Source organism: Streptomyces sp. NPDC088745, from assembly GCF_044751045.1.
Taxonomy (GTDB): domain Bacteria; phylum Actinomycetota; class Actinomycetes; order Streptomycetales; family Streptomycetaceae; genus Streptomyces; species Streptomyces cremeus.
In genome coordinates, this window is record NZ_JBIVLB010000007.1 from 97,614 (window position 1) to 123,760 (window position 26,147).

The window sequence follows — 26,147 nt, forward strand, 5'->3', positions numbered from 1 at the left end:
ATGTCACGTGAGTTTCCCGTCCACGACCGTTGCCCGGCCCCGCAGGAAGGTGTGGGTGACGCGTCCCGGCAGCTCACGGCCCTCGTAGGGGGTGTTGCGGCTGCGGGAGGCGAAGCCCGCGGGGTCCACCTGTCCACGGTAAGCGGCGTCCACGAGGGTGAGGTTCGCGGGCTCCCCCGCGGCGACGGGCCGGCCGTGGCCCGCCAGGCGGCCGATGGCGGCGGGCTTGGCGGACATGCGCTCGGCGACGCCGGCCCAGTCGAGCAGCCCGGTCTCCACCATCGTCTGCTGCACGACCGACAGCGCGGTCTCCAGGCCGACCATGCCCATGGCGGCGGCGGCCCACTCGCAGTCCTTGTCCTCGTGCGGGTGCGGGGCGTGGTCGGTGGCGACGATGTCGATCGTGCCGTCCGCGAGCGCCGTGCGGAGCGCCATCACGTCCTTCTCCGTGCGGAGCGGCGGGTTCACCTTGTAGACGGGGTCGTACGAGCGGACCAGCTCGTCGGTGAGGAGCAGGTGGTGCGGGGTGACCTCGGCGGTGACGTCGATGCCGCGCGACTTGGCCCACCGTACGATCTCCACCGAGCCGGCGGTCGACAGGTGGCAGATGTGCACGCGGGAGCCGACGTGCTCGGCGAGCAGCACGTCCCGGGCGATGATCGACTCCTCGGCGACGGCGGGCCAGCCGCCGAGGCCGAGCTCCGCCGAGACGACGCCCTCGTTCATCTGGGCGCCCTCGGTGAGGCGGGGCTCCTGGGCGTGCTGGGCGACGACGCCGCCGAAGGCCTTCACGTACTCCAGCGCACGGCGCATGATCACCGCGTCGTCGACGCACTTGCCGTCGTCGGAGAAGACCTTCACCCCGGCGGCCGAGTCGTGCATGGCTCCCAGCTCGGCGAGCTTCCTGCCCTCCAGGCCGACGGTGACGGCGCCGATGGGCTGCACGTCGCAGTAGCCGGACTCCTTGCCGAGCCGGTAGACCTGCTCGACCACGCCGGCGGTGTCGGCGACCGGGAAGGTGTTGGCCATGGCGAAGACGGCGGTGTAACCGCCGGAGGCGGCGGCCCGGGTGCCGGTCAGCACGGTCTCGGAGTCCTCGCGGCCGGGCTCGCGCAGATGGGTGTGCAGGTCGACCAGGCCCGGCAGCAGGATCCTGCCGTCGGCCTCGACGACCTCCGCGCCCTCCGCCGACAGACCGGTGCCGACCTCGGCGATGGTCTCGCCGTCGATCAGGACGTCCTGGACCTCGCCGCCCAGCACCTTCGCACCACGGATCAGGGTCTTGCTCATGATTTCTCGGTTCTCCTCGGTACGAAGGGTGTCACTGGGCGGCGGCGGACTCGTTGCCGCCGAGAAGCAGATAGAGGACGGCCATCCGCACGGAGACGCCGTTGGCGACCTGTTCGACGACCGTGCAGCGGTCGGAGTCGGCGACCTCGGCGGTGATCTCCATGCCGCGGACCATGGGCCCGGGGTGCATGACGATGGCGTGCTCGGGCATCTTGGCCATCCGCTCGCCGTCCAGCCCGTACCGCCGCGAGTACTCGCGCTCGGTCGGGAAGAAGGCGGCGTTCATGCGCTCGCGCTGGACGCGGAGCATCATCACCGCGTCGGACTTCGCCAGGACGCTGTCGATGTCGTACGAGACCCGGGCGGGCCAGTTCTCCACGCCGATCGGCAGCAGGGTGGGCGGGGCGACGAGGGTGACCTCGGCGCCGAGGGTGTGCAGCAGGTCCACGTTGGAGCGGGCGACCCGGCTGTGCAGCACATCGCCGACCAGCGTGATCCGCTTGCCCTCCAGGTCCCGTCCCAGGCCCGCGTCGCGGCCCACCAGCCGCCGCCGCATGGTGAAGGCGTCGAGCAGGGCCTGCGTGGGGTGCTGGTGGGTGCCGTCACCGGCGTTGATGACGGTCGCGTCGATCCAGTCGGAGGTGGCGAGCCGGTACGGGGCCCCGCTCGCGCCGTGCCGGATGACGACGGCGTCGACGCCCATGGCCTCCAGGGTCTGCGCGGTGTCCTTGAGGGACTCCCCCTTGGAGACCGAGGACCCCTTGGCGGTGAAGTTGATGACATCCGCCGACAGCCGCTTCTCGGCGGCCTCGAAGGAGATCCGGGTCCGCGTCGAGTCCTCGAAGAAGAGGTTGACGACGGTCCGCCCGCGCAGCGTGGGCAGCTTCTTGATCGGCCGGTCGGCGACCCGGGCCATCTCCTCGGCGGTGTCGAGGATCAGGACGGCGTCGTCGCGGGTGAGGTCGGCGGCCGAGATGAGGTGACGCATCATCGGGGGTTCTCTCCAGGTGTACGGAGGAGGTGGGCAGCAGGCAGGACGGCAGGCAGCAGCGTCCCTGCGACCCGGATCGCGGGTCGCGGGCGGCGGCAGGGGCTACTTGCTGTCGGCCGGGGCGGTCTGCTGGAGGCCGAGCAGCACGGTGTCGCGACCGTCCTCCTCGGCGAGCTGGACCTTGACCGTCTCCCGCAGGGACGTGGGGAGGTTCTTGCCGACGTAGTCGGCGCGGATCGGCAGTTCGCGGTGGCCGCGGTCGACCAGGACGGCGAGCTGGACCGCGCGCGGGCGGCCGAGGTCGCCCAGGGCGTCGAGGGCGGCGCGGATGGTGCGGCCGGAGAAGAGGACGTCGTCCACGAGGACCACCAGGCGGCCGTCGAGGCCGTCGCCGGGGATCTCCGTGCGGGCCAGGGCGCGCGCGGGGCGCATGCGCAGGTCGTCGCGGTACATCGTGATGTCGAGGGAGCCGACCGGCATGGGGCGGCCGGTGATCTCTTCGAGCTTGGCGGCGAGCCGGCGGGCGAGGAAGACACCGCGGGTCGGAATGCCGAGCAGGACCACGTCGTCGGCGCCCTTGGCGCGTTCGACGATCTCGTGGGCGATACGGGTCAGCACGCGGGCGATGTCGGGGCCTTCGAGAACGGGCCTTGCCGCATCGCCTTCGCCGGAAGTACCGGAATTGCCGGTGTTACTGGTGTCCATGGGAAACGGACCTCCTTCTCCGCCTCACGGGACGGTTCTTAAAGGACGTCGAGATGTGCGTGGTCCACGGTACCAGGGGGTCCGGAATGCCTCCTCCCCGGGGGCCGACCCCCTCGGACCCCTTCTCCCACAGGGCTCCCACCCGTTCGGCTTGACGCGGACAAGTAACGCTGCGTAACCTCACAGTGAGTTACCAGCCACGCGGCGGAGCCGCAATGTTCCAGCGTCCGGGGAGCTTTATGTCCAGCGAATACGCCAAGCAGCTCGGGGCCAAGCTCCGCGCGATCCGCACCCAGCAGGGCCTTTCCCTCCACGGTGTCGAGGAGAAGTCCCAGGGCCGTTGGAAGGCGGTCGTGGTGGGTTCGTACGAGCGCGGCGACCGTGCCGTGACCGTGCAGCGCCTCGCCGAGCTGGCGGACTTCTACGGGGTCCCCGTCCAGGAGCTCCTGCCCGGCACGACGCCCGGCGGAGCGGCCGAGCCCCCGCCGAAGCTCCGTCTCGACCTGGAGCGTCTCGCGCACGTTCCGGCGGAGAAGGCCGGCCCGCTCCAGCGGTACGCCGCCACGATCCAGTCGCAGCGCGGCGACTACAACGGCAAGGTGCTGTCGATCCGTCAGGACGACCTGCGCACCCTGGCCGTGATCTACGACCAGTCGCCCTCGGTCCTGACCGAACAGCTCATCAGCTGGGGCGTCCTGGACGCGGACGCGCGGCGCGCCGTCGGCCACGAAGAGGTCTGATCCCGGGCCCCGTCGAGCCGGGAGCCGCAAGAGAAGAAACGTACCGCCGGGGGCGGTGGGAGCCATGGGCCCCCCACCGCCCCCGGCGGTTTTCGTGCGCGCGGGGCCGCCGGGCGGCGGGAATGGCTGCCCGGCGGGCATGCCGTCAGGGGGGCGGGGGCCGGGCCGATGTGCGGCTCCGCCGCGCGGGCGCGACGAGCCACCACGCACCTGCACGGGACCGGGCCCCACGACGCTCCCACGCGAGGCTCCCGCGCGCCTGTGGCGGAAACCCCGCCCGGGGGTCCCGACGCGACGAAGGGCCTGCCGTACGGGATCACCCGTACCGCAGGCCCTTCGTCGGCGGAGAACCCCGCGCGGCGAGCGTCAGCTCTCCTCGCGGCGCAGCTTCGGCTTCAAATCCTTGAAGCGGCCGAGCAGGCCGTTCACGAACGACGGGGACTCGTCGGTGGAGAACTCCTTGGCGAGCTGAACCGCCTCGTCGATCACCACCGCGTCCGGGGTCCCGTCCACCCACACCAGCTCGTACGTGCCGAGCCGGACGATGTTGCGGTCCACGACCGGCATCCGGTCGAGGTCCCAGCCCTCGGCATAGGTCTCGATGAGCTCGTCGATGCGGGGCGCGTACTGGGCGTACCCCTCGACGAGTTCCATCGTGTATTCGGTCACCGGCGGCTGTCGCTCGTCGCTCCGCGAGTGCCGGACCCAGTCCGCGAGGACATTCTGCACGGACGTGCCGCGCTGATCGGCCTCGAAGAGGATCTGGAACGCGCGCTTGCGGGCGTTGTTGCGAGCGGCCACGGTTAGCTGTTCACCCGGCCGAGGTAGTCGCCCGTGCGGGTGTCGACCTTGATCTTCTCGCCGGTCGTGATGAACAGCGGGACGCCGATCTCGTAACCGGTCTCCAGGGTGGCGGGCTTGGTGCCGCCGGTGGAGCGGTCGCCCTGCACGCCGGGGTCGGTGTGCTGGATGGTCAGCTCGACGGCGGCCGGGAGCTCGACGTAGAGCACCTCGCCCTCGTGCTGCGCGACCGAGGCGGTGAAGCCCTCGATGAGGAAGTTGGCGGTGTTGCCGACGGCCTTGCGGTCGACCATGAGCTGGTCGTAGGTGTCCATGTCCATGAAGACGAAGTAGTCGCCGTCCATGTACGAGAACTGCATGTCGCGGCGGTCGATGGTGGCCGTCTCGACCTTGGTGCCGGCGTTGAACGTCTTGTCGACGACCTTGCCGGACATCACGCTCTTGAGCTTGGTGCGCACGAAGGCCGGGCCCTTGCCGGGCTTGACGTGCTGGAACTCGACGACGGACCAGAGCTGGCCTCCGTCGAGCTTGAGCACCATGCCGTTCTTGAGGTCGTTCGTGGAAGCCACGGTTGCGGAATCTCCTGGACTGGTGGAACGACCGTCGGAACGCCCGCGGCTAGAGCGCGAGGAGTTCCTTGGTCGTAATGGTGAGTAGCTCGGGTCCGCCGTCCGCCTCGGGGCGCACGACGAGAGTGTCATCGATCCGGACTCCGCCCCGGCCAGGGAGGTGAACCCCCGGTTCGACGGTGACCGGCACACAAGCGTCCAGTTTACCCATGGCCGACGGTGCCAACTGCGGGTCCTCCACGATTTCGAGCCCCACACCGTGTCCGGTGGCCGCCGGAAGCACGTCGCCGTACCCCGCCGCCTCCAGCGACTGCCGGGCCGCGCGGTCCACTTCGCGGTACTCGACACCGGGCGCGAGGGCCTCCCGGCCCGCCCGCTGGGCGGCGAAGACCAGGTCGTACAGGTCGACCTGCCAGTCCGCCGGGGCGGTCCCGATCACGAAGGTGCGGCCGATCTCGCACCGGTACCCACGGAAGTCCGCCCCCAGGCACACCGACAGGAAATCGCCCTCCTCGACCCGGCGGTCGGTCGGCCGGTGCCCGCCGCGGCCCGCGTGCGGGCCGGACCCGACGGAGGTGGCGAAGGCCGGGGAGTCGGCCCCGTGATCGACGAGCCGCCGCTCCAGCTCCAGGGCGAGATGCCGTTCGGTCCGCCCGACGAGGATGGACTCCAGCAGTTCCCCCAGGGCCTGGTCGGCGATCTCGGCGGCCGTCCGCAGGCAGGCGAGCTCCTCCTGGTCCTTCACGACCCGCTGCTGCTCGACGGCGGACCCCAGCTCCGTGAGCCGTACCCGCGGGGCGACCGAGCCGAGCGCCCGGTACCTGGCCACCGTCAGGTGGTGCTCCTCCACGGCCAGCGTCCCGGCCCCGGCCGCCGCCGCGAACCCGGCCGCGGCGACCGCGGCGTCCGCGCCGGGCACGGGCAGCACGCTGACCCTGAGCGCCTCGTCGGGCCGCCCTTCCACCAGGGTCCCTTCCGACGTGCGGGGACACAGCAGCACGTCGCTCCCCGGGTCCCCCGGTCCGATGAGCAGCACGGCCCCGGGCGGGGCGCTCCCGGCGAGGTAGCGGACGTTGGCGGGCCGGGAGACGAGCGCCGCCTCGCTGCCCGCGGCGGCCGCACGGTCGCGCAGCCGCCCACGGCGAATTCCATGGGCATCGGACATGCCCTCAACGTAGGTACGCCCGCCCCGCCCCGCCGTCTGAGCGCGTCCGACCGAGGAGCGCCCTCCGGGGGGTGACCCGCCTACCAGGTCGGCGGACTCGCGACCGCCCGCGCCAGCGTCTCGTCCAGCAGCCGCGCCGTCGTCGGCACGTCGAACCGCGAGTTGTCGATGATGGGCAGCCCCGACCCGTACCACCCGGCCATCCGCCCGTGGATCCGCGCGACTTCCTCGTCGCTCAGCCGCCGGTTGCCGCTCCGCTTGGCGTTGCGCTCCAGGACGACCTCCAGTCCGGGCAGCAGCACCACCGGCAGCAGTCCCGGCCCCACGTGCCGCTTCCAGCCGCCGAGTCCCACCACCGGCCAGTCGGGGAAGACGGCGTCGTCCACGATGCAGGAGATGTTGTTGGCCAGGAAGTTGCGCGCCGCGAACCCGCAGGTCCGCCGGGCCAGCCGGTACTGCGCCTCGGAATGGTCGTTCCACCCCGACTGCGGGTCGGCGAAGCCGGAGCACACCCATTCCCGTACGTCGTCCAGGCTGATGTGCGCCGTCGGCACCCGGCGGCTCTGCGCCCAGTACTTGGCCACGGTGGTCTTGCCCGCTCCCGCGGGGCCTATCAGCAGCACGGCGAGCGTGGTGTGGCCCGTGCCGGCGTGCCCGGGCGCCCCCGGCGGCTGCGGCAGCGGCACGGGGCCGCCCGGCGGCAACTGGATGTGCCCGGTGGTGTCCCGCGCCCCGGACGGCACGGGGGCGTTCTGCGGGCCGGGCCCGGGGCCCTGCTGCGGCGCGCCGGGGGCGTGGCCGTGTCCCGCGCCGTGTCCCGCGCCGTGCGCCGTGGCCCCGGGCGGGGGCCCCTGCGGCGGGGTGTGCGGCGGCAACGGCGGCCCCTGGGGAGCCGGCGGGCCCTGGGGAGCCGGCGGGCCGACGGGCGGGTGCGGGGCGGCGCCCGCCCAGCTCTGGCCAGAACCGTGCGGCGGTGGCAGCGGCGCCCCCACTACGTGCTGCATCCGGTGCCACTCCGTCTCGTACAGGCGACTGTTGCCGGGCTGATCGGTGGAATCGAAACCGTATCGGTGCGTCGAAACCGTTGTGATGCTGACCCGAAAAGACCGGGTCGAACCCTCGAACGGTACCGCCCCCGTCGTTCACCAGGTGAACGACGGGGGCGGTCGTTGGCTGCCCTGCCCTGTCAGACGGCGGAGTCAGCCGTCGAGTTCCTCGGCGAGCGCCCGCAGAGCGAGCCGGTAGGACCCGATGCCGAAGCCCGCGACCGTGCCGCTGGCGACGGCCGCGACGACCGAGGTGTGCCGGAACTCCTCACGGGCGTACGGGTTCGAGATGTGCACCTCGATCAGCGGGGCGGTGCGCTGGGCGGCCGCGTCCCGCATCCCGTACGAGTAGTGGGTGAAGGCCCCCGGGTTGAGGACGACCGGAATCGAGCCGTCCGCCGCCTCGTGCAGCCAGCGGATCAGCTCGCCCTCGTCGTTGGTCTCCCGCACCTCGACCTCGAAGCCGAGCTCCTCGCCGAGCCCCTGACAGGCCGCCACGAGACCGGCGTACGACGTCGCCCCGTACACGTCGGGCTCCCGCGAGCCGAGGCGGCCGAGGTTGGGTCCGTTGAGCACGAACACCCGGCGGCTCCCGCCGCTCGCGTCACCCGTGCCGCTGACGCCGCCCACGCCGCTCACGCCGCGATCTCGGCGTGTGCCGCGAGCAGCATCGCCGGGTCCGGGGCCTCCAGCACGACGGGCTTGCCCAGTCCGTCCAGGACGATGAAGCGCAGCCGGTCGCCGCGGGACTTCTTGTCGACCTTCATGTTCTCCACCAGCTTGGGCCACTGGTCGCCCCGGTAGGTGAGCGGCAGCCCGACCGCCTCCAGGACCGACCGGTGCCGGTCGGCCGTCGCGTCGTCCAGCCGGCCCGCGATCCGGCCCAGTTCGGCGGCGAAGACCATGCCGACCGACACGGCCGCGCCGTGCCGCCAGTTGTACCGCTCGTTCTTCTCGATGGCGTGCCCGAGGGTGTGCCCGTAGTTGAGGATCTCGCGGCGTCCGGCCTCCTTGAGGTCCCCGGACACCACCTCCGCCTTGACCCGGATGGACCGCTCGATCAGCTCGGCGGTGTGCGGGCCCGCCGGGGTGCGCGCCGCCTGCGGGTCCTCCTCGATCAGGTCCAGGATCACCGGGTCCACGATGAACCCGGCCTTGATGACCTCCGCGAGCCCGGACACGTAGTCGTTGACCGGCAGCGAGTCCAGCGCCGCGAGGTCGCACAGCACTCCGGCCGGCGGGTGGAAGGCCCCCACCAGGTTCTTGCCCTCGGCGGTGTTGATGCCGGTCTTGCCGCCGACGGCCGCGTCGACCATGCCGAGCACGGTCGTCGGTACGGCGATCCAGCGCACCCCGCGCAGCCAGGTCGCCGCGACGAAGCCCGCGAGGTCCGTGGTGGCCCCTCCCCCGACGCCGACGATCACGTCGGTGCGGGTGAAGTTGGTCTGCCCGAGCGCCTTCCAGCAGTACGCCGCGACCTCGACGGTCTTGGACTCCTCGGCGTTCGGCAACTGGATCGCGATGACCTCGTAGCCCTGGTCCGCGAGGTCCGCCCGCAGCGCCTCACCGGTCTCCGCGAGGGCTTCGGGGTGCAGTACGGCGACCCGCTTGGCCTGCTTGCCGATCAGAGCGGGCAGCTCGCCCAGCAACTGCCGCCCCACCAGCACCTCGTACGCCTCGGTGCCGTCCGTGCCACCGACCGTGATCCGCGTCGGTGCTCCAGCCTGCTCGCTCATGCGTCCTTCAACTCCAGTGCGTCCAGGACCGCCTGGGCGACCTCTTCGGGGGTGCGCCCGTCGGTGGCCACGACCACCCGGGCGACTTCGGTGTACAGGGTGCGGCGGGCCTCCATCAGCTCACGCCACTGCTTGCGCGGGTTCACGGCGAGCAGCGGCCGGGCCTGGCCCAGCCCGGTGCGCCGCACCGCTTCTTCCACGTCCATCGACAGATAGACGACCGGGTACGCGGAGAGCAGCTCCCGGGTCGACGCGTCGAGGACCGCCCCGCCGCCGAGCGCGAGCACGCCCGTGTGCTCGGCGACGGCCGCGCGGACGGCCTCCCGCTCCAGCCCACGGAAGTACTCCTCGCCCTCGTCGACGAAGATGTCGGCGATCTCACGGCCCTGAGCTGCGACGATGTCCGCGTCGGTGTCCCGGTGCGGAAGCCCCAGCCGCTCGGCGAGCAGCGCGCCGACGGTGGTCTTGCCGACCCCCATCGGCCCGACGAGCACGACCTCGGGGCCGCTCACCGGATCTGGAGGTTGTCGAGGTACGACCGCACGTTGCGCCGCGTCTCGCCCACGCTGTCCCCGCCGAACTTCTCGGCGACCGCGTCCGCCAGGACCAGCGCCACCATGGCCTCGGCCACGATGCCCGCCGCCGGAACCGCGCACACGTCGGAGCGCTGGTGGTGGGCGGCGGCGACCTCGCCGGTCGCCACGTCGATCGTGGCCAGCGCGCGCGGCACCGTCGCGATCGGCTTCATCGCGGCCCGCACCCGCAGCAGCTCGCCCGTGGACATGCCGCCCTCGGTACCGCCCGCGCGCCCGGTCGTGCGCTTCACGCCGTCGGCCGTCGGCACGATCTCGTCGTGCGCCTTGGAGCCCGGCACCCGCGCCAGGTCGAAGCCGTCGCCGACCTCGACGCCCTTGATGGCCTGGATGCCCATGAGCGCACCCGCCAGCCGGGAGTCCAGCCGCCGGTCCCAGTGCGTGAACGAACCGAGGCCCACCGGCACGCCGTACGCCAGCACCTCGACCACACCGCCCAGGGTGTCGCCGTCCTTGTGGGCCTGGTCGATCTCCGCGACCATCGCCTTCGACGCGTCCGCGTCCAGGCAGCGCACCGGGTCCTCGTCCAGCCTCGCCTCGTCGGCGGGCACGGGCAGCACACCGTACGGGGCCTTCGCCGCCGCCAGCTCCACCACGTGCGAGACGATCTCGATGCCGGTCGTCTCCTTCAAGTACGAACGGGCCACCGTGCCCAGCGCCACCCGCGCCGCGGTCTCCCGGGCGCTCGCGCGCTCCAGGACCGGACGGGCCTCGTCCAGGGCGTACTTCTGCATGCCCGCGAGGTCGGCGTGACCGGGGCGGGGGCGGGTCAGCGGCGCGTTGCGCGCCATCGTGGCCAGCTCCTCGGGGTCCACCGGGTCGGCCGACATGACCTTCTCCCACTTGGGCCACTCGGTGTTGCCCACCATGATCGCGACGGGACCGCCCATGGTGAGGCCGTGCCGTACGCCGCCGAGGAAGGTGACCTCGTCCTGCTCGAACTTCATCCGGGCGCCGCGCCCATAGCCCAGCCGCCGCCTGGCCAGAGCGTCCGCCACCATCTCCGTGGTGATCGGCACGCCGGCGGGAAGTCCCTCCAGCGTCGCGACGAGTGCGGGTCCGTGGGATTCTCCCGCGGTCAGCCAGCGCAACCTGCTCAACGGTGCTCCTCATGCTCGCGCCTGGAACTGCAATGACGCAGCCCGGATGCGCGGCCCGGACCCGCCGCTCCCGATCCTCCCATGTCCGGCGGCACGGTCCTGCCCCCGGTCCAGCACTCGGACCGGATGATCACCTTTCGGACAGCGCCCGCTCGCCCGCGGCCCGCATCGCGGCGAGCGGTGCGACGGGGACGCCCGTCATCTGCTCGACCTGCAGCACGGCCTGGTGCACGAGCAGGTCGAGCCCGCCGACCACCGCTCCCCCACGCGCCGCCCAGGCACTCGCCAGCGGCGTCGGCCACGGCTCGTACAGCACGTCGAAAAGCGTCCCGACGGCCTCCGGCACGTCCGTGACCAGGGCGTCCGTCGTTCCGGCGGGTGTGGTCGCGATCACCAGCGGCGCCGCGAAGGCCTCGCGGGCGTCGCTCCAGTCGGCGGTGCGCACGTCGACGCCCAGTCGCTCGCCCCAGGTCCGCATCTCGGTGGCGCGGGCCGCGCTGCGCACGTACGCGGTGACCGGGCCGGTGCAGATCCGGCCGAGCGCGGCGAGCGCGGAGGAGGCGGTGGCCCCGGCGCCGAGGACGGCCGCCGACTCGGCCTTGTCGACCCCGCGCTCGCGCAGGGCGGAGACCATGCCGGGGATGTCGGTGTTGTCGCCGAGCCTGCGCCCGTCCTCGGTGAGGACGACGGTGTTCACCGCCTCCACCGAGGCCGCCGTCTCGCTGACCTCGTCGAGCAGCGGGATGATCGCCCGCTTGAGCGGCATGGTCAGCGAGAGGCCCGCCCACTCCGCGCCCAACTCCCCCACGAAGGCGGGGAGTTGTTCCTCGTTCACCTCGAAGCGGTCGTACGACCAGCCGTCGAGCCCGAGCTCCGCGTACGCGGCGCGGTGCAGGACCGGGGAGAGGGAGTGGGCGATGGGCTTGCCGAGCACGGCGGCCCGGCTGCGGCGACTGCTCACTGCTTCGACTTCTTCCGTTCCTCGTTGTACTGCTTCACGAGCCGCTGGTGCTCCTCGTAGGTGTTCGTGAAGATGGTGTTCTCCGAGGTCATCGAGATGAAGTAGAACCACGGTCCGGGCGTCGGGTTCAGCGCCGAGTGCAGGGCCTCGTCCCCCGGGTTGCTGATCGGGCCGGGCGGCAGGCCCTTCTGGTTCAGGTAGTACGTGTTGTAGGGGTGCTTGAACTTGGCGAGGTCGTCCGTGTTGCCGATGTCCAGCGTGCTCGTCGACTTGAGGTAGTTGACCGTGGAGTCGAACTGGAGGCGGCCGTGGGTCTCGGTCTGGTTGGGCTGCAGCCGGTTGTAGACGACGCGTGCGACCTTGTCGAAGTCGCGCTTGTACTTGCCTTCCTTCTGCACCAGGCTCGCCACGGTGATCACGTCGAACGGCGACTCCAGGCCCAGCTTCTCGGCCTGGCCCGCGAGGTCCTGCTTGGCGTAGTTCTCGGTGGCCTGCGCGACCATCTTGCGCAGCACGTCCTCGGGCTTCGTCCCCTGGGCGACCGGGTAGGTGCCCGGGTACAGGAAGCCTTCCAGACGGTCCATCATGTCCGGCTTCTTCGGCACCCACGAGGGGAGTCCAAGCTTGTCGGCCTGCGCCTTCGCGATGTCCTTCGTGGTGCCGGGCTTGAGCTCGAGGCGCTTGTCGAGGGCTTCGTAGACCTGGGCGTTGCGGGTGCCCGGCGGGAGGATGTAGTTGTTCCGGCTGGCCGGACTGAGCATGAGTTCCAGCGCGGCCTTGGCGGACATCTCCTTCTTCAGGACGTAGACGCCCGTCTGCAGGGCGTTGCCCTTCTTCTGGTCCTTCGCCAGCTCCGCGGTGAAGGCGGAGACGCTCTTGACGACGCCGGCCTTCTTCAGCGTGTTGGCGATCTCGTTTCCGTCGGCGCCCCTCTTGACCTCGATCTGGACGGGGTCCGTGCCCTCGCCCTCGAAGTCCTCCACCGGGCCGAAACGGTCCTTCCAGAACGAGTAGCCGATGTACCCGACCCCGCCGAGCCCCCCGAGCAGGACCACCGAGACCACCAGGCACGCGATGCCGTTGCGGCCCTTCTTCTTGCCCTTGCCGCCGCCCTTGCCCCGGCGGGGGGCGGGCTCGTCGTCGTACCCGTCCTCGCCGTCCCGCGCGCCCCGGCTGTCGGGGGCGCCGGTGAAGAAGGGGTGCTCCTCCTTCTGCCGGGCCTCCTCGTCCCAGTCGATCACCGGTTCGGGCGGCGACTGCCGCTGGCCGGGTGGCTGCGGCGGCGGGTACGCCTCGGGGGTGCCGTAGTGGTCCTGCCCCGTGTCGTAGCCGGGCTGCTGGCCGCTGTAGGGGTCGGCCGCGTTCATTCCGTACGGGATCGCCTGGCCCCGGCCGGTGTCCCAGTCGCTCTGCTGCTGTCCGTGTCCCTGCTGCTGCGGGTACTGGCCGCTCTGCTGGGAGACCTGCGCGTACTGCCCGCTGTCGTACGCCGGGGAGTACTGGCCGCCGTCATGGCCGGCGTCCTGCCTCTGGCCGTACTGCTCGGTGTGCTGCTGCGCCTGCGGGTACTGGCCGCCGTCGTGCCCCTGGACGTACTGGCCGTTGTGCTGCGGGGTCTGCTGGTACTGGCCGTTGTCGTAGTACGGCTGCGGGGGCGGGCCCTGCGGCGCGTACTGCTGCCGGCCGTCGTACGCCCCGTCGTGGGGAACCGAGCCGTCTCCGGCCTGCTGTCCGACCCAAGCCTGGCCGCCCTGGTCCCCGTACTGCTGCTCACCGGGGGCCTGCGGGTGCCACGGTTCGGAGCCTTGACCCCGGCCATACTCAGTCATCGGTCCCCTAGAGCCGCGAGGCGGCGGGTGTGGCGCGCGTGGGGCACGGCATCCGTCCCGCCTCAGTTCCTGTGCGGCAGCTGTTCGAACGCCGCCACGGCGCGGAACGTTACCGTACCGCGATCAGACAACCACTTCGACGGCTTCGCCAGGCAGGTCCCCAGACACCCGTTCGGCCTCAAGCGCGTTCTGAAGAATGACAATCGCGGCGGCCTGGTCGATGACGGACCGTCCCTTCTTCGACTTCACTCCCGAAGCGCGCAGTCCCTGGGTGGCGGTCACCGTGGTCATCCGCTCGTCGACCAGCCGGACAGCGGTCGGGGCGATGCCCCGGGCGAGTTCCTGGGCGAACTTCCTGACCTTCGCCGCGGCCGGGCCCTCGCCCCCGTTGAGGGAGCGAGGGAGTCCGACGACGACTTCGAGGGGTTCGTACTCCTCGACCAGTTGGCGCAGCCGCCGGTGGGCGGCCGGGACGTCGCGTCCCGGCACGGTCTCCACCGGCGTGGCGAGGACCCCGTCGGGGTCGCACGAGGCGACCCCGATCCGGGCGTCCCCGACGTCGATCGCGAGACGGCGTCCGCGTCGCATCAGGCCGTTTCCCCGACCATGCGCTCGACGGCGTCGATGGCGTCGCCGATGGCGGTGACGCTGGTGCCGCCGCCCTGGGCGACGTCCGGCTTGCCGCCGCCGCCCCCGCCGAGGGTCTTGGCGGCGGTGCGCACCAAGTCGCCCGCCTTCAGGCCGCGCTGACGGGCCGTCTCGTTGGTGGCGATGACGGTCAGCGGGCGGCCGTTGGCCGTGGTGAACAGGGCCACGACGGCGGCCCGGTCGCCCTGGATGCGGCCGCGCACGTCGAGGACCAGCCTGCGCAGGTCGTCGGCGGAGGTGCCGTCGGGCACCTGACCGGTGACCAGGGCGACGCCCTTGATGTCCTTGGCGCCCTGGACGAGTCCGGCGGCGGCCTGGAGGACCTTCTCCGCACGGAACTTCTCGATCTCCTTCTCGGCGTCCTTCAGCTTGCCGAGCATGGCGGAGACCTTCTCCGGAAGCTCCTCGGGACGGCCCTTGACCAGCTCCTGGAGCTGGGCGACGACCGTGTGCTCACGGGCCAGGAACTTGTACGCGTCGACGCCGACCAGGGCCTCGATGCGGCGCACGCCGGAACCGATGGACGACTCGCCGAGCAGCTTCACCAGGCCGAGCTGGGCGGTGTTGTGGACGTGCGTGCCGCCGCACAGCTCCTTGGAGAAGTCGCCGATGGTCACCACGCGGACCCGCTCGCCGTACTTCTCGCCGAACTCGGCGATGGCGCCCTGCTTCTTGGCCTCGTCGATCGACATGACCTCGGCGCGGACGTCCATCTCGTGCGAGAGGACCTCGTTGATGCGCTGCTCGACGTCGACGAGGACGTTGCCGGGCACGGCGGCCGGCGAGCCGAAGTCGAAGCGGAAGCGGCCGGGCTGGTTCTCCGAGCCGGCCTGGGCGGCCGTGGGGCCGAGCGCGTCGCGCAGCGCCTGGTGGGTGAGGTGGGTGGCGGAGTGGGCGCGGGCGATGGCGTTGCGGCGGTGCACGTCGATGGTGGCCTGCGCCTGGGCGCCGACGGTGACCTCGCCGACCTGGACAACGCCCTTGTGGACGTACACGCCGGGGACCGGCTTCTGGCAGTCGCGGACCTCGATGATCGCGCCGCTGTCCACCTTGATGCGGCCGGTGTCGCCGATCTGGCCGCCGCCCTCGGCGTAGAAGGGGGTGCGGTCCAGGACGATCTCGACGTCGTCGCCCTCGGTGGCGACCGGCGAGGGCACGCCGTCGACGAGGATGCCGACGACGCGGGACTCGCCGGAGGTGGCGGTGTAGCCGATGAAGTCGGTCTCGCCGGAGGCGTCCGCGATCTCGCGGTAGCCGGACATGTCGGCGTGGCCGTGCTTCTTGGCCTGGGCGTCGGCCTTGGCCCGGTCCCGCTGCTCCTTCATCAGGCGGCGGAAGCCGTCCTCGTCCACCGAGAGGCCCTGCTCGGCGGCCATCTCCAGGGTGAGGTCGATCGGGAAGCCCCAGGTGTCGTGGAGCAGGAACGCCTTGTCACCGGAGAGGACCTGGCCGCCGGCGGCCTTGGTCTCGGTGACGGCGGTGTCCAGGATGTTGGTGCCGCCCTTGAGGGCCTTGAGGAAGGCGGCCTCCTCGGCGAGGGCGACGCCCAGGATGCGCTGGCGGTCGGTGATGAGCTCGGGGTACTGCTGGCCCATCGTGTCGACGACCGTGTCCACGAGCTGCTGGACGACGGCGCCGGTGGCTCCCATGAGACGCATGTTGCGGATGGCGCGGCGCATGATGCGGCGCAGCACGTAGCCGCGGCCCTCGTTGCCGGGGGTGACGCCGTCGCCGATGAGCATGACGGAGGTGCGCATGTGGTCGGCGACCACGCGCATCGAGACGTCGCTGGCGGGAGCGGCGCCGTAGCGGACGCCGGTCAGCTCGGTGGCCTTGTCCATGACGACGCGCAGGGTGTCGGTCTCGTACATGTTCTGCACGCCCTGGAGGATCATGGCAAGACGCTCAAGACCCAGACCCGTGTCGATGTTCTTGGACGGCAGCTCGCCGAGGATCTCGAAGTCCTCCTTGCCGGTGCCGGCGCCGCGCTCGTACTGCATGAAGACCAGGTTCCAGATCTCCACGTAGCGCTCGTCGTTGACGGCGGGGCCGCCCTCGACGCCGAACTCGGGACCGCGGTCGTAGTTGATCTCCGAGCAGGGGCCGCAGGGTCCGGGGACGCCCATCGACCAGTAGTTGTCCTTCTTGCCCAGGCGCTGGATGCGCTCGGCGGGGACGCCGATCTTCTCCCGCCAGATCTCCTCGGCCTCGTCGTCGTCCAGGTAGACGGTGATCCACAGGCGCTCGGGGTCGAGGCCGTAGCCGCCGTCGTCGACGGACTTCGTCAGGATCTCCCAGGCGAAGCGGATGGCCCCTTCCTTGAAGTAGTCCCCGAAGGAGAAGTTGCCGCACATCTGGAAGAACGTGCCGTGCCGGGTGGTCTTGCCGACCTCTTCGATGTCCGGGGTGCGGACGCACTTCTGGACGCTGGTGGCGCGGTCCCAGGGGGCCTTGACCTCACCCAGGAAGTACGGCTTGAAGGGCACCATGCCCGCCGGGACCAGGAGCAGAGTCGGGTCGTCCGCGATGAGCGACGCCGAAGGGACAACGGTGTGACCGCGCTCCTCGAAGAAGCTCAGCCAGCGGCGACGAATTTCTGCCGACTCCATCAGTGGTCCTCATTCCGGTTGTGCGAACTCCCGTGGGGATACGGGGTCCTGGGGTTGTCGAGGGCAACGGCGTACCGCTGCGGGGGAAGCTCTCGCGCGTCCTCGGGCGCCGCGTCGAGGCCGAGCGCGTCGCCCAGTTCGGCCTCGCGCTGGACCATCCCGGCCCGGACGTCGAGCGCGAAGTCCTTGAGCCGGTGGCCCGCCTCGACCGCCTTGTCGGCGGCCTGCGCGGCGAGGCTCTCGGGGCTCAGCGCCTTGATCTTGCGGTTGACCTTCTGGGTGGCCCACACGCCGGCTGCGGCGCCTGCGGTGAACCAGAATGTACGGCGGAACATCGCGGCCTCAGTTCTTGTTTCCGCGCGATCCCCGGGCCCGGCGGCGCGCTGTCGGCAGCGTCCGGCCGACGATCACGGTGCGTTCCGGAGCCGGCGGCTCCGGCGACTTGCGGAGGCCGATCGCCCGGCGGACGCCGTACCCGAAGGCGGCGACCTTGACCAGGGGGCCGCCGAAGGTGGAGGCGACGGTGGTGGAGAGCGCCGAGGCGTTCGAGGTGACTTCCTGGACGTCGGAGGCGATCGCGTCGACCCGGTCCAGCTGTGTCTGCGCCGAGCGGACGGTCGCGGAGGCGTCGGCCAGCAGCGGGACCGCCTGGTCCGTCACGTCGGCCACCATCCGGGTCGTCGCCTTGAGCGTCTGCGCCAGCCTCACCAGCACCAGGGCCAGGAAGGAGACGAGGATCGCCCAGAAGACGGCCACCAGGATCCCGGCCACCTCTCCACCGGACACGATGCGCTCCCTGTTGGTCAAGAGATTGTGGTTGTGAAAGGTCGTCCCGCGAGCCTATCGCGCCGGGGCCACGGCTCCGTACCGGATAACCCGTGCCCCGCCGGGCGGCCCCCACAACGCGCAAACCCGCCGCTCCCCGCTCCGGTGAGGGAGCGGGAAGACGACGGGCAGTGCACGCGTGTGCGGGAGGACGACGCCGAAATCAGCGGGCGTAGTACTCGACGACCAGCTGCTCGTCGCAGATGACCGGGATTTCCTTGCGGTTCGGGTCGCGGTCCAGGCGGAAGGCCAGGGCCTTCAGGTTCACCTGGAGGTAGCGCGGGGTCTCACCCTCGGTGTCGTAGCCACCCTCGCGGGCGACCTGGAAGGGGACCTTCTCGCGGCTGCGCTCGCGGACCATCACGACGTCGTCGGGACGGACGCGGAACGACGGCTTGTCGACCTTGCCGCCGTTGACCTCGATGTGGCCGTGGACGACCATCTGGCGGGCCTGGTAGATGGTGCGGGCGATGCCCGAACGCAGGACCAGGGCGTCGAGGCGACGCTCGAGCTCGACGACCAGCGCCTCACCCGTCTTGCCCTCGGCCTTCTTGGCGCGGTCGTAGGCGCGCGCCATCTGGCGCTCGCTGATGTCGTACTGGGCGCGCAGACGCTGCTTCTCCAGCAGACGGACCTTGTAGTCCGAGTTCTGCTTGCGGCCACGGCCGTGCTCGCCCGGCGGGTAGGGGCGCGACTCGAAGTACTTGACGGCCTTCGGCGTCAGCGCGATGCCGAGCGCACGGCTCTTCTTGACCTTGGGGCGGGACTGGTTCGGCACGAACCAACCTCTCTATCTGTGTGGAATACGGCTTCACCAGGGTTAAGGGAGGTCGCATCCGCAGCCTGGGAAACCCCTCCGTCGCCGGACGGGCAGCCGCTCCCTGGTCTGGGCACTATGTGCAGCACGCGAGTGGCCCACCTACCGGCCGGGGCCCCGAGGCCCTTGGGGTGGTGGGCTGCCCGCGACACCATCAACGGTGCGCGACGCTCCTGGAACACCCCCGAAGGGGGCTCCGGCTGCATGTCCCGTTCTGGTGATGCCGGTACGGGACCGGACACGGGACGCAGCGCTCCGGTCGATTGTACGGGGTCGGGCGCGATGGTGCGGACCGGCCCCCCTCAGGGGCACGTGCCCAGCATCTCGTGCAGCGCGGCCTTCTCGGACGGGGTCACCGTCAGCGCGTACTTGCTCTTGATGCCGGTCCAGCGGCGGCCGTACTCGCACCAGTAGGCGCGGCGGGGCTTCCACTGGTCGGGGGTCCTGCTGTTCTTGTCGTGGTTCGCCTGCCCGTCGACCGCGAGCAGGACGTCGAGGTCGTTGGCGTACGTGAGCCGCTGTTCCGGCGTCCAGGCCCAGGCCCCGGCCCGCCAGGCGGCCCCGAGCGCGACGACATGGTCGGTCTCGATCCGGGAGGCCGTGCGGGGGGAGTACGGGAGCACCCTGCCGGTGTACGGGTCGTGGAGCACCCCGGAGCGGGGGACGCAGTCCTCGGGGCCGCCCGGCTCGGCGGCGGCGAGGTCCCGGTGCAGGACGTCGTCCCGGGTGTCGCAGCCGTTGCGCCCGCCGGGGGCGTCGGTCTCGTCCGTCCAGGTCTCGCCGAAGGCGACCCGCTGGTACGCCTCCCCGTCCCCGGCCCGGGCGACGGTGAGCCCGTCGAGCTGGCGGCGGGCGCGGTCGGCGTCCGGCGGGAAGCCGTGGCGGATGAGCGGTACGGGCGAGGGCCGCTCGGGAGGGGTCTCGGCCCGGTGGCAGGAGGTGGCCACCGCCAGGCTGACGAGGAGTACCGCCGTTCGTCGGGCCATGCTTCGCAGCGTAACCGCGCGGACACGCTCCCGCCCGTCGTGCTCACCCCTTGGCGGGAGGCCGCTCCGGGCCGTGGAGCCGCTCGCGCACCTTCTCGACCACGTCCGCGTACCGGGCCTCGGCGCCGTAGCGGGTGGGCCGGTAGTACTCCTTGTCCTTGACCTCGTCCGGGGCGTACTGCTGGGCGGCGATGCCGCCGGGGACGTCGTGCGGGTAGACGTACCCCTGGGCGTGTCCGAGTTCGGCGGCGCCCTTGTAGTGCCCGTCGCGCAGGTGCGCGGGGACGGCTCCGGCGAGGCCGTTGCGCACGTCCGCCCGGGCGGCCTGGATGGCGAGGGTGGCGGCGTTGGACTTGGGGGCGAGCGCGAGCGCGATGGTGGCGTGGCTGAGGGTGAGGGCGGCCTCGGGGAAACCGATCATGGCGACGGCCTGGGCGGCGGCGACCGCGGTGGGCAGGGCGGTGGGGTCGGCGAGGCCGATGTCCTCACTGGCGGAGATCATGAGCCGGCGGGCGATGAAGCGGGGGTCCTCCCCCGCCTCGATCATCCGTGCCAGGTAGTGCAGGGCGGCGTCGACGTCGGAGCCCCGGATGGACTTGATGAGGGCGCTGGCGACGTCGTAGTGCTGGTCGCCGTCGCGGTCGTAGCGCACGGCCGCCCGGTCGACGGCCTCCTCGACCGTCTCCAGGGTGATCTCCTGCTCGCCCTTGGCGATCGCCGCCCCGGCGGCCGCCTCCAGGGCGGTCAGGGCGCGTCGGGCGTCACCGCCGGAGATCCGCAGGATGTGGTCCTCGGCGTCCTGGGGCAGGGTGACCGCGCCGCCGAGTCCGCGCTCCTCGGTGAGCGCCCGGTGCAGCAGGCCGCGCAGGTCGTCGTCGGTGAGGGATTCGAGGGTGAGGAGCAGGGAGCGGGAGAGCAGCGGCGAGATGATCGAGAAGTACGGGTTCTCGGTGGTCGCCGCGATCAGGGTGACCCAGCGGTTCTCCACGGCGGGCAGCAGGGAGTCCTGCTGGGCCTTGCTGAAGCGGTGGATCTCGTCGAGGAAGAGGACGGTCTCCTTGCCGTACCCGCCGGAGGCGCGCCGGGCGCCCTCGATGACGGCCCGCACCTCCTTGACCCCCGCCGTGATCGCGGACAGTTCGACGAAGCGCTTCTGGGTCGCCTGGCTCACCACGTACGCCAGTGTCGTCTTGCCGATGCCGGGCGGCCCCCAGAGGATCACCGACGACGCCCCGGCGGGTCCGCCGCTGCCCTCCCCCACCAGGCGGCGCAGCGGGGAGCCCGGCTTGAGCAGGTGCTTCTGCCCGAAGACCTCGTCGAGGGTGCGCGGGCGCATCCGTACGGCCAGGGGGCTGGCGGACGGGTCGCTCGCCTGGCGTTCTTCCGCGGCTGCGGTGAAAAGATCGGGCTCCACGCCCAGAAGCCTAGGCGAGACCACTGACAGCGCCCCCGGCGGAGGGGACTCAGCTGGTCCAGAAGCTCCACCAGTTCGTGAGGATCAGGATTCCGATGACCCCGATCCACAGCACCGGCACGACCCAGTGGAACTCCACGAGCCCGTTGCGCAGGGCGCGCGGGGCCGGGAGGATCCGGTGCTTCAGGTTGTGCACGGTGACGTAGCAGAACATGAAGATCGTCGCGACCCAGGCCAGGCAGCACCACAGGCACAGCGAGCGGATGGTGTAGAGCGACTGGTACTGGAGGTAGGTGCAGAAGGCGACGCCGAAGAGGGTTCCGGCGTTCAGCCCGAGCCAGTACCAGCGCTTGAAGCGGGCCCCGGCGAGCAGGGCGACGCCGATGGCGACGACCATGCCGTAGGTGACGAGGCCGAGCATCGGGTTGGGGAACCCGAAGAAGGCGGCCTGGTCGCTCTTCATGATGTTGCCGCAGGCGACGACGGGGTTCAGGCTGCACCCGGGGACGAAGTCCGGGTCCTCCAGCAGCTTGATCTTGTCGATCGTGATCACCCAGGCGGCGAGCAGCCCGGCCGCTCCCGTGATGACCAGCATCCAGGCGAAGGCCCGTCCCGCGCCGATGCGGCCGGCCCCGTCGCGCTCGTCCGTCTCCGCAGACGCGCCCTCTGACACGTCGTCAACCGCTGTCGTCGTCATGATCGCCGTTCCGTCGCTGCCGGGGCCCGCGCAGGCCCCGTGGGTCCCGCTCATTCTGCCGCACGGGCGGGGGCGGAGGCTGTCGGAAGGAGATAAGGGGCCCTGAGGCACGGCCGACAGGGGCAGGCCGCGGGCGTCGGTTCGGACGTACGCCCGACGGGCGGACGGGGCGCGCACGGGAAGGGGCCCGGAATCAATGATTCCGGGCCCCTTTCCGGCCGCGGTCAGCCCAGGCGGCGGCGGAGCTCCGCGACGACCGCGTCCAGCGCGACCGGCTCCTGCTCGCCGGACTCCATGTCCTTGACCTGGACCTGGCCCTCGGCGAGGTCGCGCTCCCCGGCGACGACGACGTAGCGGGCGCCGCTGCGGTGGGCGTTCTTCATGGCCGACTTCAGTCCGCGCCCGGTGAAGGAGAAGTCGGTCGCGACCCCCGCCTTCCGCAGCTCGACGACCTTGGCGAAGAGCACCCGGCGGGCCTCCTCGCCGAGCGGCACCGCGTACACCGAGGTCGCGGCGGGGATGTCGAGGACGATGCCCTCGGCCTCCAGGGCGAGGACCGTGCGGTCGACGCCGAGCGCCCAGCCGACGGAGGGGAGCGCCGGGCCGCCGATCATCTCGGACAGGCCGTCGTAGCGGCCGCCGCCGCCCACCGCGGACTGCGAGCCGAGGCCGTCGTGGACGAACTCGAAGGTGGTGCGGGTGTAGTAGTCCAGGCCGCGGACCAGCTTCTCGTCGTCCTCGAAGGCGACGCCCGCCGCCGTGACCAGGGCGCGGACCTCCTCGTGGTACGCCTTGCACGCGTCGCACAGGTAGTCGCGCAGCACCGGGGCGCCGACGAGCTGCCGCTGCACGTCCGGGCGCTTGTCGTCGAGGACGCGCAGCGGGTTGATCTCGGCGCGGCGGACCGTGTCCTCGTCGAGGTCGAGACCGCGCAGGAAGGACTGGAGGGCCTCCCGGTAGACGGGGCGGCACTCCTTGTCGCCGAGCGAGTTGAGCAGGATGCGGAAGTTCCGGAGCCCGAGCGTGCGGTACGCCTGGTCGGCCAGGATGATCATCTCGGCGTCGAGGGCGGGGTCCTCGGCGCCGATGGCCTCCGCGCCGACCTGCGAGAAGTGGCGGTAGCGGCCCTTCTGCGGGCGCTCGTAGCGGTAGTACGAGCCGGAGTACCAGAGCTTGACGGGCAGGTTGCCGACCTTGTGGAGGTTGGCCTCCAGGGCGGCGCGCAGCACGGAGGCGGTGCCCTCGGGGCGCAGGGCGAGCTCGTCGCCGCCCTTGGTGGTGAGGGTGTACATCTCCTTGGTGACGATGTCGGTGGACTCGCCGACACCGCGCGCGAACAGCTCGACGTTCTCGAAGCCGGGGGTCTCGATGTAGCCGTAGCCGGAGTTCCTCAGCGGCGCGGCGATGGCCTCGCGCACCGCGAGGTAGGTCGCGGAGACGGGCGGAAGCAGGTCGTACGTGCCCTTGGGGGCCTTGAAGGTGCTCACGGGAGGGGGTTCACATTCCTCGTCGAGGGGCGGGCGCGTCGTCCAGTCCCCGCAGGTACGGGTTGGTCGCGCGCTCCTGGCCGATGGTCGTCTGGGGGCCGTGCCCGGACAGCACCACGGTCGAGTCCTCAAGCGGCAGGCACACGCGGGCCAGCGACTTCAGGAGATCGGCGTGGGAGCCGCCGGGAAAGTCGGTGCGTCCGACGGAGCCGGCGAACAGCAGGTCGCCCGAGAAGAGGATCGGCGGGATGTCCGCCGCCTCGGGCAGCCCGAAGGTCACCGACCCCTTCGTATGGCCGGGCGCGTGCGACACGGTCAGGTCCAGACCGGCGAGCTTCAGCTCGGTGCCGTCGTGCAGCTCCCTGACGTCGTCCGGCTCCCCCACGGTCAGCTCGCCCATCAGCTGGGCGCCCAGGGAGCGGCCAAGGGCCTTCTCCGGGTCGCTCATCATGAAGCGGTCCTCGGGGTGGATCCAGGCGGGCACGTTCTTCGCGCCGCACACGGGGACGACGGAGGCGACGTGGTCGATGTGGCCGTGGGTGAGCACGACGGCGACGGGCTTCAGCCGATGCTTCCTCAGCGTCTCCTCGACCCCCTGGGCGGCCTGGTGGCCGGGGTCGACGATGACGCACTCCTCGCCCGCGGCGGGGGCGACCAGGTAGCAGTTGGTCCCCCAGGCTCCGGCGGGGAACCCGGCAATCAGCACGATGGTCCTCTTCGTGGTCGTCCAACGCTTCATCTATTGCGTACGCAACAGACAAAGAGCCTACCGGCGCTCCTCGTCCCACAGGCAACCCGTATACGGTACGGGCTGGCTCGGGCCCGGCCGGACTCATGTCCGGCGTCAGTCGACACGTACGAGGAGAAGACCCGGTGGTCAGCAGCGATCAGCGGCGGCGGCAGCTCGCCAGGGAGAAGTTCGAGCGCCAGCAGCAGCGGCGTGCCGAGAGACGGCGCAGGGCCCGGCGGCGCACCGCTGTCGTCGCCGCGGCGGTGGCCGTGGTGGTGGCGGCCGGGGCGACGGCGTTCGCCACGGGTCTCTTCGACGGCGAGGACAAGGGCGCGGCCGACGTCGCCGACGCCCCGGCCCCCGGGAAGAAGCCCGACCCGTGCGCCAAGCCCGCCCCGGGCGAACCGGCGAAGCTCTCCTTCCCCAAGGAGCCGGAGCTCGACGTCGACACGTCGGCGGCGTACCGGATGAAGCTCACCACCACGTGCGGCGACATCGAGCTGGACCTGGACGCGAAGAACGCCCCGCGCACGGTGAACTCCTTCAAGTTCCTGGCGGACAAGGGCTACTTCGACCACACCAGGTGCCACCGCCTGACCACCCGGGGCGTCTACGTCCTGCAGTGCGGCGACCCGACCGCGGCGGGCACCGGCACCCCCGGCTACAAGCTGCCCGACGAGAACCTGAAGGACCCGAGGATCAAGGGCGGCACCTACCCGGCGGGCACCGTCGCGATGGCCAACAAGGGCCCCGGCACCGGCGGCAGCCAGTTCTTCCTGGTCTACAAGGACAGCGAGCTGGCGCCGAACTACACCCCCTTCGGCACCGTCAGGGCGGGCCGGGACGTGCTGGAGAAGATCGCTGGTGCGGGTGAGTCGGCCGGTACCGGCGACGGGGCCCCGAACGCCACCGTGGTCGTCGACAGGGCGACCGTGACCAAGTAGACCCGTCGGCAAACCCAGATGGGCGGGATGCGGACAGCCGCCCCGCACGTCGCCTATGTTGGCGGTGTGCAGGGCGTCTTTCGGCCCGGCGAGCAGACTGATCAGACTGTGGACGTTGAAAAACGTGTGGACGATGCCCGGGGGCTCACGAGCCTCGGCGGGCATCATGTGGAGGAGGCGCTGTGAGCAGCGACCCGTGGGGCCGTGTCGACGAGACGGGCACCGTGTACGTGCGTACGGCCGACGGTGAGAAGGTCGTCGGTTCCTGGCAGGCGGGCTCTCCCGAGGAGGCGCTGGCCTACTTCGAGCGCAAGTACGAGGGCTTGGTCGTCGAGATCGGGCTTCTTGAGCGCCGGGTGAAGACCACCGACCTGTCGGCCAAGGACGCCCAGACCGCGATCGACCACCTGCGCACGCAGGTCGACGAGCATCACGCGGTCGGCGACCTGGCGGCGCTGACCAAGCGCCTGGACGCACTGGTCACGACGGTCGAGAAGCGCCGCGAGGAGCGCAGGGCGGAGAAGGCCAAGCAGGCCGACGAGGCCAAGGGCGCCAAGGAGAAGCTGGTCGCCGAGGCCGAGGAGCTGGCGCAGAGCGACCAGTGGCGGTCGGCCGGTGAGCGGCTGCGCGCCCTGGTGGACATCTGGAAGGGCCTGCCCCGCCTGGACCGCAAGGCGGACGACGAGCTCTGGCACCGCTTCTCGCACGCCCGCTCGGCGTTCTCCAAGCGCCGCAAGGCGCACTTCGCCTCGCTGGACGCGCAGCGCGAGGAGGCCCGCAAGGCCAAGGAGAAGCTGGTCGCCGAGGCCGAGTCGCTGTCGAAGTCGACCGACTGGGCCGGCACGGCGGCGCGCTACCGCGACCTGATGACGGAGTGGAAGGCGGCGGGCCGCGCCCAGCGCGAGTTCGAGGACGACCTGTGGAACCGCTTCCGCGGCGCCCAGGACGTCTTCTTCGCCGCCCGCGGCGAGACCTTCGCCGAGCGGGACGCGGAGCAGGGCGAGAACCTCAAGCTCAAGGAGGAGCTCGCCGCCGAGGCCGAGAAGCTGGTGCCGGTCAAGGACCTCAAGAGCGCGCGCGCCGCGTTCCGGGCCCTGAACGAGCGCTGGGAGGCCATCGGCCACGTACCGCGTGACGCCCGCCCGAAGGTCGAGGGCCGGATGCAGGCCGTCGAGCGCGCCCTCCAGGAGCAGGAGGAGAACGAGTGGAAGCGGACCAACCCGGAGGCGCGTGCGCGTGCCGCGGGTCTGACCGGTCAGCTCCAGGACGCGGTCGAGAAGCTCCAGAAGCAGATCGACACGGCGCGCTCCGCCGGCAACAACGCCAAGGCCGACAAGCTGGCGCGTGAGCTGGAGGGCCGTCAGGCCCTGCTCGACCAGGCCATGAAGGGCCTGGAGGAGTTCGGCGGCTGAGCCGTCCCGCGGTCCGTACGCGGCAGGGGCCCCCGGCATCGCGCCGGGGGCC

26 protein-coding genes are annotated in these 26,147 nt (G+C 71.5%); 3 read left to right on the forward strand and 23 right to left on the reverse strand.

The window, feature by feature from the left end:
* Positions 1-3 precede the first annotated feature (3 nt).
* The 3 genes from ACIP93_RS19955 to pyrR form a co-directional block, all read right to left on the reverse strand.
* Positions 4-1,290: a dihydroorotase gene (locus ACIP93_RS19955; protein WP_345224966.1), complete on the reverse strand. Its 1,287-nt coding sequence runs from the start codon at positions 1,288-1,290 to the stop codon at positions 4-6.
* Positions 1,291-1,321: 31 nt separating this feature from the next.
* Complete coding sequence (locus ACIP93_RS19960) at positions 1,322-2,281, reverse strand: aspartate carbamoyltransferase catalytic subunit (protein ID WP_345224964.1); 960 nt, start codon at positions 2,279-2,281, stop codon at positions 1,322-1,324.
* Positions 2,282-2,383: 102 nt separating this feature from the next.
* The gene (pyrR, locus tag ACIP93_RS19965; RefSeq protein WP_345224960.1) at positions 2,384-2,986 is read right to left on the reverse strand and encodes a bifunctional pyr operon transcriptional regulator/uracil phosphoribosyltransferase PyrR; all 603 of its coding nucleotides are present in this window, start codon (positions 2,984-2,986) and stop codon (positions 2,384-2,386) included.
* A 239-nt stretch (positions 2,987-3,225) separates the two neighbouring features.
* On the opposite strand from pyrR, the gene bldD reads away from it, so the two are divergent.
* Positions 3,226-3,726: a transcriptional regulator BldD gene (gene bldD / locus ACIP93_RS19970; RefSeq protein ID WP_185030598.1), complete on the forward strand. Its 501-nt coding sequence runs from the start codon at positions 3,226-3,228 to the stop codon at positions 3,724-3,726.
* Positions 3,727-4,092: 366 nt separating this feature from the next.
* Here bldD and nusB read toward each other — a convergent pair whose 3' ends face one another.
* From nusB to ACIP93_RS20070, 20 genes are all read right to left on the reverse strand, one after another.
* A complete protein-coding gene (nusB, locus tag ACIP93_RS19975) occupies positions 4,093-4,527 on the reverse strand; it encodes a transcription antitermination factor NusB (RefSeq protein WP_189827350.1) in 435 nt (144 codons plus the stop codon).
* Positions 4,528-4,529: 2 nt separating this feature from the next.
* Positions 4,530-5,096, reverse strand: a complete 567-nt coding sequence (gene efp / locus ACIP93_RS19980; RefSeq protein ID WP_185030603.1) for an elongation factor P — start codon at positions 5,094-5,096, stop codon at positions 4,530-4,532.
* 49 nt (positions 5,097-5,145) lie between these two features.
* Positions 5,146-6,261 (reverse strand): M24 family metallopeptidase, encoded by a 1,116-nt coding sequence (locus ACIP93_RS19985; RefSeq protein ID WP_401760701.1) that lies wholly within the window; start codon positions 6,259-6,261, stop codon positions 5,146-5,148.
* Positions 6,262-6,341: 80 nt separating this feature from the next.
* Entirely contained in the window at positions 6,342-7,265 is a 924-nt protein-coding gene (locus tag ACIP93_RS19990; RefSeq protein WP_345224950.1) for a Pro-rich N-terminal domain-containing protein, read from the reverse strand.
* Positions 7,266-7,460: 195 nt separating this feature from the next.
* The gene (aroQ, locus tag ACIP93_RS19995) at positions 7,461-7,937 is read right to left on the reverse strand and encodes a type II 3-dehydroquinate dehydratase (RefSeq protein ID WP_345226655.1); all 477 of its coding nucleotides are present in this window, start codon (positions 7,935-7,937) and stop codon (positions 7,461-7,463) included.
* A gap of 5 nt (positions 7,938-7,942) precedes the next feature.
* Complete coding sequence (aroB, locus tag ACIP93_RS20000; protein WP_345224949.1) at positions 7,943-9,043, reverse strand: 3-dehydroquinate synthase; 1,101 nt, start codon at positions 9,041-9,043, stop codon at positions 7,943-7,945.
* Complete coding sequence (locus ACIP93_RS20005) at positions 9,040-9,522, reverse strand: shikimate kinase (RefSeq protein WP_401761018.1); 483 nt, start codon at positions 9,520-9,522, stop codon at positions 9,040-9,042. Before ACIP93_RS20005 ends, aroB begins: the two co-directional genes overlap by 4 nt.
* 29 nt (positions 9,523-9,551) lie before the next feature.
* Entirely contained in the window at positions 9,552-10,736 is a 1,185-nt protein-coding gene (gene aroC / locus ACIP93_RS20010; protein ID WP_345224947.1) for a chorismate synthase, read from the reverse strand.
* Positions 10,737-10,866: 130 nt separating this feature from the next.
* Positions 10,867-11,697: a shikimate dehydrogenase gene (locus ACIP93_RS20015; protein WP_401760704.1), complete on the reverse strand. Its 831-nt coding sequence runs from the start codon at positions 11,695-11,697 to the stop codon at positions 10,867-10,869.
* Entirely contained in the window at positions 11,694-13,526 is a 1,833-nt protein-coding gene (mltG, locus tag ACIP93_RS20020) for an endolytic transglycosylase MltG (RefSeq protein ID WP_401760706.1), read from the reverse strand. Before mltG ends, ACIP93_RS20015 begins: the two co-directional genes overlap by 4 nt.
* Before the next feature lie 123 nt (positions 13,527-13,649).
* On the reverse strand, positions 13,650-14,114 hold the full coding sequence (ruvX, locus tag ACIP93_RS20025) for a Holliday junction resolvase RuvX (protein ID WP_401760708.1): 465 nt from the start codon (positions 14,112-14,114) through the stop codon (positions 13,650-13,652).
* Positions 14,114-16,783 (reverse strand): alanine--tRNA ligase, encoded by a 2,670-nt coding sequence (alaS, locus tag ACIP93_RS20030; RefSeq protein ID WP_345224939.1) that lies wholly within the window; start codon positions 16,781-16,783, stop codon positions 14,114-14,116. Before alaS ends, ruvX begins: the two co-directional genes overlap by 1 nt.
* Positions 16,783-17,118, reverse strand: coding sequence for a DUF6167 family protein (locus ACIP93_RS20035; RefSeq protein ID WP_345224937.1), 336 nt, complete (start codon positions 17,116-17,118; stop codon positions 16,783-16,785). The genes alaS and ACIP93_RS20035 overlap by 1 nt, the downstream gene beginning before the upstream one ends.
* Positions 17,119-17,125: 7 nt before the next feature.
* The gene (locus ACIP93_RS20040) at positions 17,126-17,569 is read right to left on the reverse strand and encodes a DUF948 domain-containing protein (protein ID WP_345224935.1); all 444 of its coding nucleotides are present in this window, start codon (positions 17,567-17,569) and stop codon (positions 17,126-17,128) included.
* A gap of 202 nt (positions 17,570-17,771) precedes the next feature.
* Positions 17,772-18,386 (reverse strand): 30S ribosomal protein S4, encoded by a 615-nt coding sequence (gene rpsD / locus ACIP93_RS20045; RefSeq protein WP_345224933.1) that lies wholly within the window; start codon positions 18,384-18,386, stop codon positions 17,772-17,774.
* A gap of 341 nt (positions 18,387-18,727) precedes the next feature.
* Positions 18,728-19,411: a DUF1524 domain-containing protein gene (locus ACIP93_RS20050; RefSeq protein WP_401760712.1), complete on the reverse strand. Its 684-nt coding sequence runs from the start codon at positions 19,409-19,411 to the stop codon at positions 18,728-18,730.
* Positions 19,412-19,454: 43 nt separating this feature from the next.
* On the reverse strand, positions 19,455-20,825 hold the full coding sequence (locus ACIP93_RS20055; RefSeq protein WP_345224929.1) for a replication-associated recombination protein A: 1,371 nt from the start codon (positions 20,823-20,825) through the stop codon (positions 19,455-19,457).
* Between the two features lie 49 nt (positions 20,826-20,874).
* Positions 20,875-21,522: a vitamin K epoxide reductase family protein gene (locus ACIP93_RS20060; RefSeq protein ID WP_345224927.1), complete on the reverse strand. Its 648-nt coding sequence runs from the start codon at positions 21,520-21,522 to the stop codon at positions 20,875-20,877.
* A gap of 224 nt (positions 21,523-21,746) precedes the next feature.
* The gene (hisS, locus tag ACIP93_RS20065; RefSeq protein ID WP_401760714.1) at positions 21,747-23,009 is read right to left on the reverse strand and encodes a histidine--tRNA ligase; all 1,263 of its coding nucleotides are present in this window, start codon (positions 23,007-23,009) and stop codon (positions 21,747-21,749) included.
* A 10-nt stretch (positions 23,010-23,019) separates the two neighbouring features.
* On the reverse strand, positions 23,020-23,715 hold the full coding sequence (locus ACIP93_RS20070; protein ID WP_345224923.1) for an MBL fold metallo-hydrolase: 696 nt from the start codon (positions 23,713-23,715) through the stop codon (positions 23,020-23,022).
* A 167-nt stretch (positions 23,716-23,882) separates the two neighbouring features.
* On the opposite strand from ACIP93_RS20070, the gene ACIP93_RS20075 reads away from it, so the two are divergent.
* Positions 23,883-24,683, forward strand: a complete 801-nt coding sequence (locus tag ACIP93_RS20075) for a peptidylprolyl isomerase (protein WP_401760716.1) — start codon at positions 23,883-23,885, stop codon at positions 24,681-24,683.
* A gap of 182 nt (positions 24,684-24,865) precedes the next feature.
* A complete protein-coding gene (locus ACIP93_RS20080) occupies positions 24,866-26,095 on the forward strand; it encodes a DUF349 domain-containing protein (protein ID WP_345224919.1) in 1,230 nt (409 codons plus the stop codon).
* Positions 26,096-26,147: the final 52 nt, after the last annotated feature.